We start from the raw sequence: 14,242 nt of genomic DNA on the forward strand, positions 1-14,242 counted from the left end.
TTCACCTTAAAGGGTAGTTATTAAAGTTTTCATTTTTGTGTGAGATGATAAACGAAAAACTTTTTCTACTTAATTCTATATTTAATTTTTAATTCAAAAAACCTTCTCTTGGGGTAACATTAAAGTACTTAGCAATTTCTATTAATTGCTTATCAGTAATTTCATTGATACGATTTCCTCCTTGTGCTTGAATCGCAGTAAAAATAGTTGCAGCTTTTTCTACTGTTTCAATTAAACCAAAACATTCATCAGGTGTATCACCTACTGCAAAGATACCATGATGTGGCCACATAACTACTCTAAACTTATTTGCAATCTTTTCAGCAGTATGTTCACCAATAATTGTCGTACCAGGAGTTTCATAAGGAATAATACCTAACCCTTCTGGCAAGACTGGCATACTTTCAGCTTGCATCTTCCAAATAGTCTTTGAGAAGTACTTTTCATCAAGTGGTTGTGTAAATGACATCGCAATTAAATTAGTCAAGTGACAATGCATAACAACTCTTTGCTTTGAATCTAATTTAAGTCTTGCAATATGCGCCATTAAATGAGTTGGAAACTCACTGGTAGGCTTTGCACCATCAATATAGCCCCAAACAATTTCACCTTTTTGACCATCATCACTTATACGAACTAACCCCAGATCTTCTTCAGTATTTTGAAATACATTCCTAAAGTAGCGTCCCGTTCCCGTGACCAAAAAGTATTGCCCTGCCACGGCACTAGCATCAAAACCGAGGTTAAACGTTTTTTTAACTTCCTGAACATCATCATATTCCTTCAATTCTTTTGGAGTAATACGAATACTCATATTACCTCCATTTCGCTCATCCCAGCCATTATCATAACTTTGATGGGTGATATTTTTCATATCTCTAACAAAAATTGAATCGATAAACTTCGCCATTTTTCTTCATTGTCTCCTAAAGTTAATTTCTCTTTAATTGAACATTTACTTCATAATCTTTAAGTTCTTTGTACCAATCCATACCTACAGGAACGTTGTTACGCAAACAGAACTCATCCCAAACTGCACCAAATGGGAATGATTTCAATTCTTCGGTTTCAGCCAAACGAAGTGTAAAGTCATAATGGTTTTCTGCATCCTTCAATTCATCAATTGGAGCAAGCAAACCAAGAAGAAGTGCCTTTTGAACTGAACGAGTACCAATTACCCATGCACCCACACGGTTAATAGTAGCATCGAAGAAGTCAAGACCAATGGTTGTTTTATCAAGGAAATTATCTCTTACTAAAGCTCTCATCATTCTAATCAGCATATCGTTCATTGCAGGCACATGGTCACTATCCCAGTGTACTGGACGAGAAATATGCAAAAACATGCCACGACCAAATTCAAGGAATGATGATAAATAGTCTGATGGATCGACCGCTTCGTGGAAGTGACCAATATCCATACACCAATACTTATCTCGAGTTAAGGCATAGTTGTTATAAAATAGGTGAGAACCTGCAGTATAGCTTTCAATACCAGTACCAAACAGTTTACCTTCGTAACTTTCCATCGTATTCTTAACTGGATATTCTTTCTTGTTAATTTCATCAAGAGATTCAACTAATCTTTCACGTGGTGCTAAACGACTAATTGGCTCATCTTTATAACCATCCATAATCCAGAAGTTATCTACTGATTGTGCACCTTGTTCTTCACCAAAGTAATTAGAAATCGCACGTGCATTCTTACCAACTTGAATCCAATAATCACGTACACTCTTTTCAGGACTAGCTAAAGTCCAGTTTTCCTTAACTTTAGGACTTGAGAAAAATGTTGGATTAAAATCAAGATAAATTCCTTGATTCTTAGCCCAATCTACCCAATACTTAAAGTCTTCCGGTCCAACTTCAGAAACATCCTTTTTTCCATCTGTTACTGCATAAATTTGATGAAGTTGTAATCTTTGCTTACCCGGAATCATCTTGAAAGCTTCTTCCAAGTCACTTGTTAATTCATCAGGAGTCCTAGCACCTCCTGGAAAATTACCAGATACACCAATACCACCTGAAAGAGCTTGATCTGGTGTTAAAAAGCCATGAATATCATCACCTTGCCAACAAGGAAGTGATACTCTAATGTTTTGTAATTTCTTTAATACTTCTTCAGTATCTACACCCACTTCTGCGTAACGTTGTTTTGCTACTTGATATGCTGTTTCTACTTCTTTTTCGCTAACCATAATATTCTCCTTTTAATTCATGTGAAATACTTCATGCAAGTCGTAAGTAACTGGACTTTCATCCGGGTTAACATCCATCAGTTTTGCCATGTAATGCCACCATTCTTTACAACCTTTAGTTTTTGCAATTGCCTTATATTTTTCAATATCATCTACTTCAAGATAGGCAAATAAGGTACCAGTTTTTTTATCTAAATAAATTGAGTAATTATGTGCACCTGCTTCCTCCAATGCTTTTTTCATTTGAGGAAATTTAGTAGGTAAACTTCTGTGTCGCTTTTCATACTCGTCAAAATAGTTTGGATTGACATGCATCATTTGTCCTAATCTGACCGTCATTTAACTCACTTCCTTTTGATTTATATTATGCAAGAAGTCAAAATAGTTATTTAATACTCCTTGATACTTACCTATTTCTGGAATGTACTTTTTAACTTTAAAAGAATTACTAATGATTCTTCTTGCTAAATAAACATTTAATATATCAGCTTTTGTAATCATTTGAACTGTTAAGTTTCCAATTGCAGTTGCTTCATCAGGTCCTGCGTAAACATCAATTCCTGAAATTGTTGCCGTCAATTGATTGAGTAATGCTACATTAGAGCCACCACCAACAATGTTTAAAGTATCAATTTTGTAGCCTAAAATATCATTTAATTTTTGAATTTCTTGAGCATAAAACAATGCCAAATTGGAATAGATTGCCATACAAATTTCACCGAGCGTCTTTGGAATTTTTTGTCCAGTTTCTCTGCAATAAGTTTGAATCTCTTTAATCATGTTCTGAGGATTTACGAAACGCTCATCATTGATATTAATAAATTGTTGAAACGGTTTAACTTTTTCCGCCATTTCTGCCAACTCGCTAAACGAATATTTATCATTTAATTCTCTTTTTACACATTGAATCATCCAAAGACCCATAATGTTTTTAAGGAATCGATAAGTGCCATAAGCACCCCATTCATTGGTATAGTTTTCTTTAAATGCCTTTTGCCCATTTTCTGGAACATTGAGTTCGGTTCCAAGTAATGACCATGTACCTGAGCTTAAATATGCCCAATGATGTCCCATTCCCGGAGAGCCTACTACAGCTGAAGCTGTATCATGAGTTGCTACTGTAATTATGTCAGTATCTGGCAAATCATAATTTGGAAACTTGCTCTTATCAAGCTTTCCAAGAGGAGTACCTGCATCAACTAACTTTGGAAATTGTTCTTGCTTAACATTTACTTTTTCAAGTAAATGTTTATCAAACAATCCTTCTCTTAAACTAAGCATTTGAGTTGTAGAAGCATTTGTCACTTCTAAAACTGCGTTGCCTGTTAAAACATATCCAATATAATCAGGAATCATCAAAATTTTGTCAGTTTTAGCAAGTAAGTCTTTATCTTCTGTAAATAACTGATATAAAGTATTAAAGTTTAAAAACTGAATACCTGTTTTTTTATAAATTTCTTCTTTTGATACTTCTGCTGTCAAATCTTTAATTGCAGTTTCAGTTCTTGAATCACGATAACTAATAGGCTCTTCTAACTTTTTCCCATCTTTGCCTACTAGTACGTAATCAACTGCCCATGTATCAATTCCTAATGAAATTTTGTTATATCCAGCTTTTTTTATTTTTTGAAGTCCTATTAAAATTTCTTTGATAATATGATCAATATCCCATCGATCATGTCCATTTTTATAAGAAAATCCATTCTTGAAACGGTGCATTTCTTTAAGTGTCATTTTGTTATTCTTTATTTGAGATAACATTAAACGACCACTTGAAGCACCGATATCAACTGCTACATATGTGTTTGTCAATTACATTCACCACGCTTTCAAACCTTACACATTATTTATACCGTTATTTGACAGCGCTTACAATGTCATATAAACTAATAACTAGTAACATTTTGGTAGACAAAAAAGATTAATATTTTTGTTTATTATATTTAATTACTGTATTAATTCAAAAAAGTAACATTTAAATATACAAACTATGTCATTTAGGTAGATTTTTTTACTTAAATGTTATAACTAAAATTCATATATTTTATAATAAAGTTAAATATATAATAATTAATCAAGAGTTCTTTAATAATAATAGTGATTAAATAAGATTGTAATCAAGAGGTACATTATGAATAAAAAATTACTAAATAAATTAATGGAACTAACTGATATAGAAAAAGAACAATTAAAATCTCATAAATTTTATTCTGATTACACCGATAAGTCCATTATGAGTTCAAATTCTTATTATAAAATTCCTGTTTTTACTGAGGATTTCTTTAAAAATCAAAAAATATATATTTCAAAGCATAATAGATATGCAGACTACCCTAACCATACTCATACATTTCTCGAAATGAATTATATGATTAATGGGCATGCAACAGAATACATTAGTGGTGAAAAAGTAGTTTTAAATTCGGGAGATATCTTAATTCTTGATGTTGGAACTAGCCACTCTATTAATGCTCTTGGATCAAATGATCTTTTACTTAACATTATTTTTAAAAATGACATTAGCTTTTCTCTTTCAAATATTCGTAGTTTAGGACAAGATAGAAATATTATTTCTAAATTTTTATTAGCAAATAGTCAATTTAGTAAGTATCTTATTTATCGTTGCCAAGATACAGAAGATCAAATACAAATTATTGCTAATCAAATTATAGAAGAATACTATAATCCACAAACTTTTTCTAAAAAATTAATGGATTGTTATCTTAATGCTTTTATGATTTTACTATCAAGAAATACTAGTTTAAATTCTAATAAAGTAATTAAATCTCAAACTCCAAATCTTGTACTTTATATGCTTAAAGAAATTTCAAAAAATCCTAAAACTGTGTCTCTTAATCTATTAGCTGAAAAAACAAATTATAATCGTTCATACCTTGGAAGTTTATTCAAAAAGGAAACAGGTCAATCATTTTCATATGCTTTAACTGAACAAAGATTATTATCAGCGTATGATTTATTAAGTACAACTGACTTACCAATTACAGACATAATCGAAAAAATAGGAATTAGTAATAAAACATTTTTTTATAAAAAATTTGAAGAAAAATTCAATACCAAGCCTAGTGCAATACGCAATAAATGAAATATTATATATTATTTATATAATATTTCATTTACTTTAAAAACTAAAATAATATCCATGCTATATTTTTACTATTAGCATGGATATTATTTTAGTTTTTGTTCTTTATCTTAGAACTAACTTCTTTTATATTAGAAATTAAATCAGTATTTCGATTTCTAACATAAAAGCCATATTCTGTATATAAATCAATATTTATTTCTTTAATTTCATAGGGAAAACATAAATCTGATAATACTTTTGGAATTAATAATAACTCTCCCCTATATTGACATTGATTTATTTGCGCACGATTAAAAATTTTATAATTTCGAACCTTTATAGGAATATATGTATTCTGCAACTTTTTAATGACTTTTGAGTCTCCAGTAATATTATTATCTGGAACTGCAATCGTCATTTGGCTCAACTCTTGTATACGAACTTTATCATTTTTATTTAAACCAGCGGGCATTGCTAAAACATAAGGAATTTTCTTAATTGGAATAAATGTAAAACCCTGCTTAATTATAGGCTCCTTGCTTTTTACCATTTCAATTATTTCAACATTTGCTGGTATATGATTATAATCTGATATTTCTTTAAAAATGATATTCTCTTTATTTAAATGTATCTTTTTTAATATATTTTGTAACAATGTTTGTTTATTAAGATAGCCAGCTCCCACTATTAAGTGTGGTTTAAATGTTTCTAACTCTTTTTCTACTTGTTTACATAGATCAACTATATCTTTAGCATGCATCAAAAAGTATTCTCCACCATTCGTTAATTTAACACCATGTGAAGTTCTAATAAATAGCTTTATGCCTAATTTGTGTTCCAAATTAGTAATTTGTTGAGCAACTGCAGCCTTAGAAATATACAATTCTTTGCTTGCTTTCGAAAAACTACCAGTACGTTCAACTTCTAAAAAAGTATCAATTTCATGATTATACATATTCTCACCTTGAGTAAAGTATAGCCTTTACGCTGCAGCAATTCAATCAATTCTCCGTTTTTAATAAAAGCGCATACAATGTAATTAAAACAAGTAATTAGGAGGTTTTAATTATGAATTATGACATAGTAGTTGTTGGTGCTGGTGCTTCTGGAATTAGTGCCGCATTAAGCGCAGCTCAAAATGGTGCTAAAGTTGTTTTACTAGAAAAAGGTGATAAGTTTGGTGGCGCAGGAATGTTTGGCGCTCAAGGATTATTTGCAGTTGGAAGTAAAGAACAACTTGAACACGGTGAAGAATATACTATTAAAGATGCTTACGAAGAAATCATGAATTATACTCACCACTCTTCAAATGCAAGAATGACTAAAGCAATCTTGCGTGAATCAGCAAGTACAATTGATTGGATGAAAGAAAATGGATTAAATAGTGAATTAGTAACAAATACGCAAGAAGTTCACCAAAATCATCCAAGAACTTACCATCAATTTATTGATAAGTTCAATGGCTTTAAGCGAATCATAGATAATTTCTTGAAAGCTGGAGGTACTTTATTAACTGAAACATCTGGGAAAGAAATTATTCAAAATAATGGTCAAATAACAGGAGTCAAAGTAAGTTCCAGAGGTAAAGAAAAGATACTAAATACTAAAGCAGTTATTTTAGCTGATGGTGGCTTTGTTGGAAATAAAGATGAAGTAGACGAATATGCTAAAGTAAATGGCGAAGACATGTATTCAATGGGTGAACGAAAAGCTGATGGTGACGGTTTACGTATGCTTAAAGAAGTTGGTGGCGTAAGTAACTACAAACGTATTTTTGAAAATCACGCTGCTACAGTATTTTCTAAGAAGAATCTTAAGTGGCACAATAATACTATTTTCACTTTAACTAATCTCCCTACTCTTTGGATTGATAAAGAGGGCAAAAGATTCACTAACGAAGATATTGTTTATGACTTTGCTTTATGGGGTGATACTGTATATCAAGCAGGAGGCTATTATTATTTTTTACTTGATCAAAAATTAGTGAATTATCTAAAGAGTAATTCATTAAACTGGACTAATTCATTTGAAAGAACATTTAGATTATTAGATGGCCAACCAATGACTTATAAAGTTGGTCCATTTAAAAATATTGAAAACGACTTACAAGAAGCTATTAATGAAGGTGCAGCTTTTAAGGCTGATAGTCTTACTGAATTAGCCAAAAAAGCTGGCTTAGATGAAGCTGCTTTGCAAGAAAGTATAAAGCGATACAACCACCTTGTTAAGAAAGGCGAAGATACTGACTTCTACAAAGACAGTCGCTTCATGAATGTTCCAGTAGAAGATGGTCCATTCTACGCTGTTAGAGCTAACTCAACTACATTAGGCACAGTTGGTGGTGGATTAGTAAACGAAGACTTCCAAGCCTTAACTGCTGATAGAAAAGTTATTCCAGGTGTCTATGTTGTGGGAAACAATGCTGGTGGTTTATTTGATTCATCTTATCCAACAATTGAAGGTTTGAGCAATACCTTTGCATGGAATTCTGGTAGAATTGCTGGTAGAGTAGCGGCTAAGTTAATTTAAACTAAATTCTAATAAATAGTTACTATTGAATTTAATATCTTATATAGTAGAAATATTAAATATTATATATTTAAATAATATTTAGTATAAATATAGTATAAAAAATATTTAACATATAAAAAATAAAAGGAGAACATCTCCTTTTATTTTTTGTAAGCAATCTAAAATCTTATTATGCCTTTACTGGCATTTTAATTTTATTTTGAGAAATATTTGAATGCTTATATATAAGTCGATTGAATTCGTTTTTAAAAGCTAAAGCATTTTTACGTACACTTTGATAATCATCAGTTTTAGCAGGACTTACTAAACTACCACCAACGCCAAGTACATATGCCCCACTTTCAAACCAATCTTGCATATTTGATAAGGATACTCCCCCACTTGGCATAACATTTACATAAGGGAAGGGACCTTGAATTTCGTTAATTATTCCTTTGCCGGTTATCGAAGCAGGGAAAATTTTGATCAAATCTGATCCATATGTTAAAGCTGATTGAATTTCTGTTGGACTAAAACACCCAGGAATATACGGAATGTCATAAAGATTACATTCTTTTGCTGTATCTTTATTAAAAGATGGACTTACTATAAATTTAGCTCCTGCTATAATCGCAAGTCTTGCAGTTGTCGCATCTAATACTGTTCCAGCTCCAATTATCACATCATTGTTCTGAGAATAAGCCTTTGATAATTTTTCTATCGTTAAATTAGCATTTGGGGAGGTAAATGCTAATTCAATCGCAGTTATGCCCCCATCAATACAGGCTTTAGCAGTTTTATAAGAATTTTCTTGACTATATCCTCGAATAACTGCTACAATTCCGACTTTTCGTAAACTTCTTAGAGTTTCAAATTTAAACAAACGCATAGTTCTTTAACTCCATCTTTCTATAAAATTCTGCTAATTCTTTTCTCGTTGGGTAGCCATCATTATCACCATGAGTTTGAACTTGCATAGCACCAATAGCATTACCTCGACAAGCAGCTTGAAGATGATTTTTTCCTTCTAGGAGTGCCGTAATTACACCTAGTGCAAAACCGTCACCAGCTCCAACTGTATCTACAACTCTATTAACTATAAATCCAGGAACTAACTTTCCTTTTTCTTCTCCTTTTAATTTAACATATGAACCTTTAGCTCCCACTTTTACAAAAGCTGCTTTAGTTTGTTGATTTTTAAGATAAAAATTACAAATTTCTTCCGGATTATCTGTTCCAGTTAAAATTTTTCCTTCATTTTGACCCGGAAGCACAATATCAGCATATTGGGCTAAGTCATTAATTGTTTTAACCATTTCTACTTTATTACTCCACAATGCAGGTCGCAAATTAGGATCAAAAGTTAATACTATTTTCTTTTGATTAAATTTTTTAGCTAAATAAAAACTACTTTCTTTAGCATCTTTTGAAATTGCTGGAAAAATTCCAGTTAAATGAGCAACTTTAACCCCAGATAAATTAATATCATCAATTAAATCAAAATTAATATGACTTGCAGCTGAACCTTTTCTAAAGTTATAAACATCGGGGTCTCCTTTAGATACTAATTGTTTCATTTGATATCCTGTAAAGTATTTATCACTTCTATTAAGATATTGGGTATCAATATTTTTACTAGTAATTTGATTTTTAATAAATTGCCCTTGCGGATCATTTCCAACTTGGCTTATATATTGCGTACTATGTTCTAACCGACTTACACCAATTGCAACATTAAGCTCAGCACCCCCAATTACTTTATTAAAGTTTGTTGAATCTGTTATAGACTTATCCAATTGAGTTGAGCAAAATACGACAAGTGGTTCACCGATTGTAATAAATTCGCTCATAATTTTTCCTTTCAACTAAATTTCATAATTGAAAATTTTATATTACAATCCTTTTTTAATCTGTTTTCTATTCCAAACCATTAAACCAATTACAATTACACTCAAAATAAGTGCGCCAACAATTGGAAGATTTACAGTACATTCATACACTATCCATGCAAGAGGACTAGCAGCAAAGTCAATACTTGCTACTGAAGAAGTTCCTGCTGGAATCAAGCTTGCTTGGACAATCTTAACCGCTTTAGTAAATATAGTTGCTAATGTTGTTGCTGAAAGCACACCTAAAATCAAACTAATAATTCCGACAAGTAATGACTTAAGCACATTACCATGGGTATAAGGAAGTACTAAAGGAAAAATATAAATTAATCCTGATAAACTTGCAAGTGGTAAGAATTGATTTCCAGGAATCATAACTGACAAAAATAGAATAATTGGAATTAAAAGTAAACTTGATACTAAAGTTACAGGATTACCAATTACTAGGGCTGGTGTCATACCAATATTGAACTCTTTACCTTTAAACTTATTTTTAACAATTTCTTGAGTCTTTTTGGCAATTGGAGCTAATCCTTCGATAAATAGACTAGTAATTCTTGGAATCAATACCATTACAGCAGATAATACAACACCTAGCTGTAAAATCTTAGCAATTGGATATCTAGCTAACATTCCAATTAATGCACCTATAATTACACCTAATACTATTGGATCACCAAGTACTCCAAATTTTTCTTTCATTTTATCGGCATCAATATCAATTTTGTTTAAGCCAGGAATTCGGTCAACTATCCAGTTAACAATTACTGCAAAAGGAATAAAGCTGACACAAAATGCTTGTGGAATTGAAATACCAGTTAAATCTTTGCCATAAAACTTTTCTACTTTCTTTTGTGATCTGTCTGCTCCAATTAGAGTAACAATAATCGTCACAATTGCAGCAAACATGCCCCACCAAAAACTGTTAGTAGCAAAATATACAATAGAACCAATAAAAGCAAAGTGCCAATAATTCCACAGGTCAATGTTTAAAGTTTTAGTAGTACCAATAATCAGCATAATAATATTAACTGCTAATCCCAATGGAATAATAATTGCACCAACTGATGTACCAAAAGCAACTTGTGAAGCAGCTGGCCAACCAATATCTAAAGTATACAAATGCAAATGATAAATTTTTACCATTGTATTAACAGCTGGTCCAATATTTTCTGAAAGTAATTGTGTAATGACACTTAATCCTACAAAACCAACACCCACTTTAAGTCCGGAAACAAGTGACTTACCAAATCCCATTCCAATACAAAGACCAAGTATTAGAAATATAATTGGCATCATAACACTTGCCCCTAAGGACATAATGTAATTTACAACGCCCATAATACTTCTCCTCCAAAGAGAGTATCTCTTCTTAATTTAACGAACCAAGTAACCACCATCTACTGGTAAAATTGCACCATTTACATAGGCTGATGCATCACTTGCCAAAAATACTGCTGGACCCATTAATTCATAAGGTTCTGCCCAGTGACCCATTGGAATTCTACCTAAAATTTCAGCATTACGATCTTTTTGTGCACGAATCGGAGCGGTATTTTCAGTCTTAATATAACCTGGAGCAATAGCATTAACAGTTATGTTATAAACACCCATTTCGGAAGCAAATGCTTTAGTAAGTCCTGCTACACCATGTTTTGAAGCGGTATATGAAGGAATAAATTTACCACCTTGATATGAAAGCATTGAACCAATATTAATAATTTTGCCGTACTTTTGCTTTGCAAATACCTTGCAAGCTTCAAGTGACATGCGATATACAGCGGTTAAGTTAATGTCAATTACTCGTACCCAATCTTCATCTTTTGATTCAAGAAGTGGATTACGTTTAATCATACCTGCGTTATTTACTAAAATATCAATATGTCCCATCTTTTCAATAGCAGTATCGATAACTTTCTTTGGAACATCTGGATCAGTTAAGTCACAATCCATAAATTCAACTTTTTGACCAACACTTTCGATTAACTTACGAGTATTGTCCCATTCCTTCTTACCATAAGTTGGAATGAAAATATCAGCACCCGCCTTAGCCATTGCAATTGAATAACCTTGACCAAGTCCAGTGTTACCACCGGTGATAACTGCAACTTTACCTTTAAGGCTAAACTTATCCATGCTAAAGTTGTTCTTCAATTCTTCTTCATGTTGTCTAATTTCTTCTTCTGTTTCGTGAATTTCTGACATTTTTATGTCCTCCTTATCCAGTAATTAATTTCTTTATAAGAAATTGCATTTCCTTAATTCGCTTATATCATATATTCATTTTCGCTTTTTTGCAAGCGTTTTCTTATTTATTTTAAATATAATAACTGTATAATAAGAACTAAGGAGGTTATAAAATGGTTGAAAAGCACTTATATGGCAGCGTTTTGCTAAAAGCAAAAGATATTTTAGATTTCATTTCTAATTCAGAAATGTCACCAACATTAAAGGAAATAAGTAATGGAGTTGAAATATCTAAACCTACAGTTTTAAAAATTCTACAAACTTTAGAATACTGTGGATTTGTTAGAGCAGTTGGTCCAAATAAAGAGTATTATTTAGGAACAACATTTATTAAATATGGTGACAAGGCAGCAAATAGTTTCGATTTAAAGAAAATAGCAATGCCGTTTCTAAATAAGCTACGAGATAGTACTACAGAAGCAGTAAACTTGGGAATTGTTGAAAATAATAAAATTGTTTTGTTGGATCGTGCTCAAAGCTTAAACAATATTCGTCTAGATTTAACTTTAGGTGGTACTATGCAGATGTACACTTCAGCAATGGGTAAAGCTATTTTGTCATATTATTCCGATAATGAATTAAATGAATATATTGATCATACTGCGCTAAAACCTCAAACAATTAACACTTTAACCACTCGTGAAGAATTATTAGGAGATATTCAAAAAATTCGCCAGCGTGGTTATGCAGTTGATAATATCGAAAACCAAGATGGTATCTACTGCATTGGTTTCCCTATCGTTAAGCATGATCACATTTTTGGTGCTTTTAGTATTAGTGCTCCAGTATTCAGAGTTGATGATGAAAAAATTACAAATTGGATTGAACAAGGTAAAAGGACACAACAAGCAATTTTGAATCAAGTTTAGAAAAAATAGTCATGCAAATTAATGTCTGCATGACTATTTTTATATATCAAACATTTATAATATTATTAATATTATAAATATAAAATATTATATTTATATATAATATTCAATTTTCTGCTGGTGTAGCAATTAACACTTTAAGACCATGGATTAATATAATTGAAGAATTAATTGCCTCATAATCAAAATCATGAACTTCTTGAATTTGTGGAATAATTACTAAATCTCCATGCATAACTTGTCCTGAGTAGTCATCTATTAATGAAATTTTTAGACCAGTATTAGGACTTGCATAGACTGTATATTTATAGTTATTTAAATAATAATTACCACAAATAACTTTAGAAGTTGAAAGTAATTCAAGAATTTCTGTTTCATCTTTAAGATTTACAACTTCGGCTCCATTATTCTTAAACAATACACCTTGCATAGTTTTTCCTTTCTCATTAATTAATAATATATAAAATATTTATCAAATTATAAATATTTTACATATAGTGAATATAGATGAAATTATAAATATATAAAATAGTAAGCAAACTAAATACAAGCAATAATGTTTACTTATTTTTTGTAAGCTGTTATAATCTAGATAATTAATTGTCAAAAGGAGGCGAAAAAAATATTGTCTAATCAACAACTCAAAATTGGAATTCTTAATTTAATGCATGATAAGAAAGACACCCAAAATCGTTATCATAAGATATTTTCTTCAATCAATCAAAATATTACTTTGCAGTTCTTTTATCCTAAAATGCATTACCTAAATCGTCCAGTTCCAAAAAGAGTCGCTAAAATTTCTAATCCACTTGATCTAAAACAAATTAAAAACTTTGATGGCTTTATCATAACTGGTGCACCAATTGAACAGCTTGATTTTAATGATATTACATATATTGATGAGTTCCAACATTTAATTCAAGAGCTCGAAAAAAACCATATTCAGCAATTATTTTTCTGCTGGGGAGCTATGGCAGCTCTTAATTATTGTTACGGCATCCATAAAACTATGCTTAACGAAAAAATTTTTGGAATTTATCCTCATCATATTCTTCATCATAGTGACTTGCTTCAGGGCATTGATTCTGGCTTTCTTGCTCCTCATGCTCGTTACGCCGAAATGAATCATGAAGAAATTTTGCAGGATTCACGATTGCAAATAGATGCAATTACAAACACTGGAGACTTATTTTCAATTTCTTCAATTAAAAGTCCAGAACAAGACTTTATTTTCTCACATTTAGAGTATGATAAAGAAGCTTTAGCTAATGAATACCATCGAGAAATTGCAGCTCATCCAGAAAAAGCATTCAAAAAGCCAGAAAATTATTCATTAAGTAATCCAGTTTTTAATTGGAAAAAAACGCAACGTCAATTTTTTACTAATTGGATAAAAAAAGTTGATGAAGCCAAGAAATTAAAACTAACTCTAGCATCTTAGGA

14 protein-coding genes are annotated in these 14,242 nt (G+C 31.2%); 4 read left to right on the forward strand and 10 right to left on the reverse strand.

Annotated features, from left to right (window positions below):
• Nucleotides 1–88: 88 nt before the first annotated feature.
• The 4 genes from rhaD to rhaB are packed head-to-tail and all read right to left on the reverse strand — an operon-like array spanning nt 89 to nt 3,959.
• Complete coding sequence (rhaD, locus tag ACTHPI_RS02400; RefSeq protein WP_445352585.1) at nt 89–910, reverse strand: rhamnulose-1-phosphate aldolase; 822 nt, start codon at nt 908–910, stop codon at nt 89–91.
• Between the two features lie 22 nt (nt 911–932).
• The gene (locus ACTHPI_RS02405) at nt 933–2,198 is read right to left on the reverse strand and encodes an L-rhamnose isomerase (protein ID WP_445352586.1); all 1,266 of its coding nucleotides are present in this window, start codon (nt 2,196–2,198) and stop codon (nt 933–935) included.
• Nucleotides 2,199–2,210: 12 nt separating this feature from the next.
• Nucleotides 2,211–2,537: an L-rhamnose mutarotase gene (rhaM, locus tag ACTHPI_RS02410; RefSeq protein ID WP_445352587.1), complete on the reverse strand. Its 327-nt coding sequence runs from the start codon at nt 2,535–2,537 to the stop codon at nt 2,211–2,213.
• Nucleotides 2,538–3,959, reverse strand: a complete 1,422-nt coding sequence (gene rhaB, locus ACTHPI_RS02415) for a rhamnulokinase (RefSeq protein WP_445352731.1) — start codon at nt 3,957–3,959, stop codon at nt 2,538–2,540.
• A gap of 370 nt (nt 3,960–4,329) precedes the next feature.
• Here rhaB and ACTHPI_RS02420 point away from each other — a divergent pair, with 370 nt between their 5' ends.
• A complete protein-coding gene (locus ACTHPI_RS02420; protein ID WP_445352588.1) occupies nt 4,330–5,301 on the forward strand; it encodes an AraC family transcriptional regulator in 972 nt (323 codons plus the stop codon).
• Between the two features lie 91 nt (nt 5,302–5,392).
• Here the strand turns inward: ACTHPI_RS02420 and ACTHPI_RS02425 are convergent, their stop codons facing one another.
• Complete coding sequence (locus ACTHPI_RS02425; RefSeq protein WP_445352589.1) at nt 5,393–6,238, reverse strand: LysR family transcriptional regulator; 846 nt, start codon at nt 6,236–6,238, stop codon at nt 5,393–5,395.
• Between the two features lie 113 nt (nt 6,239–6,351).
• Here ACTHPI_RS02425 and ACTHPI_RS02430 point away from each other — a divergent pair, with 113 nt between their 5' ends.
• On the forward strand, nt 6,352–7,812 hold the full coding sequence (locus ACTHPI_RS02430) for an FAD-dependent oxidoreductase (RefSeq protein ID WP_445352590.1): 1,461 nt from the start codon (nt 6,352–6,354) through the stop codon (nt 7,810–7,812).
• Nucleotides 7,813–7,984: 172 nt separating this feature from the next.
• Here ACTHPI_RS02430 and ACTHPI_RS02435 read toward each other — a convergent pair whose 3' ends face one another.
• Genes ACTHPI_RS02435 through kduD form a run of 4 tightly spaced genes read right to left on the reverse strand, consistent with a single transcriptional unit; the run spans nt 7,985 to nt 11,888 of the window.
• A complete protein-coding gene (locus ACTHPI_RS02435) occupies nt 7,985–8,683 on the reverse strand; it encodes a bifunctional 2-keto-4-hydroxyglutarate aldolase/2-keto-3-deoxy-6-phosphogluconate aldolase (protein WP_445352591.1) in 699 nt (232 codons plus the stop codon).
• Nucleotides 8,670–9,644, reverse strand: coding sequence for a sugar kinase (locus ACTHPI_RS02440; RefSeq protein WP_445352592.1), 975 nt, complete (start codon nt 9,642–9,644; stop codon nt 8,670–8,672). The genes ACTHPI_RS02435 and ACTHPI_RS02440 overlap by 14 nt, the downstream gene beginning before the upstream one ends.
• A gap of 42 nt (nt 9,645–9,686) precedes the next feature.
• Entirely contained in the window at nt 9,687–11,024 is a 1,338-nt protein-coding gene (locus ACTHPI_RS02445; protein WP_445352593.1) for a PTS galactitol transporter subunit IIC, read from the reverse strand.
• Between the two features lie 36 nt (nt 11,025–11,060).
• Nucleotides 11,061–11,888, reverse strand: coding sequence for a 2-dehydro-3-deoxy-D-gluconate 5-dehydrogenase KduD (gene kduD / locus ACTHPI_RS02450; RefSeq protein WP_445352594.1), 828 nt, complete (start codon nt 11,886–11,888; stop codon nt 11,061–11,063).
• A 155-nt stretch (nt 11,889–12,043) separates the two neighbouring features.
• Here kduD and ACTHPI_RS02455 point away from each other — a divergent pair, with 155 nt between their 5' ends.
• Nucleotides 12,044–12,799 (forward strand): IclR family transcriptional regulator, encoded by a 756-nt coding sequence (locus ACTHPI_RS02455; protein WP_445352595.1) that lies wholly within the window; start codon nt 12,044–12,046, stop codon nt 12,797–12,799.
• A gap of 106 nt (nt 12,800–12,905) precedes the next feature.
• Here the strand turns inward: ACTHPI_RS02455 and ACTHPI_RS02460 are convergent, their stop codons facing one another.
• Nucleotides 12,906–13,229, reverse strand: a complete 324-nt coding sequence (locus tag ACTHPI_RS02460) for a hypothetical protein (protein ID WP_445352596.1) — start codon at nt 13,227–13,229, stop codon at nt 12,906–12,908.
• A gap of 195 nt (nt 13,230–13,424) precedes the next feature.
• On the opposite strand from ACTHPI_RS02460, the gene ACTHPI_RS02465 reads away from it, so the two are divergent.
• Nucleotides 13,425–14,240 (forward strand): homoserine O-succinyltransferase, encoded by an 816-nt coding sequence (locus ACTHPI_RS02465; protein ID WP_445352597.1) that lies wholly within the window; start codon nt 13,425–13,427, stop codon nt 14,238–14,240.
• Nucleotides 14,241–14,242 lie beyond the last annotated feature (2 nt).

Source organism: Lactobacillus sp. PSON, assembly GCF_052615405.1.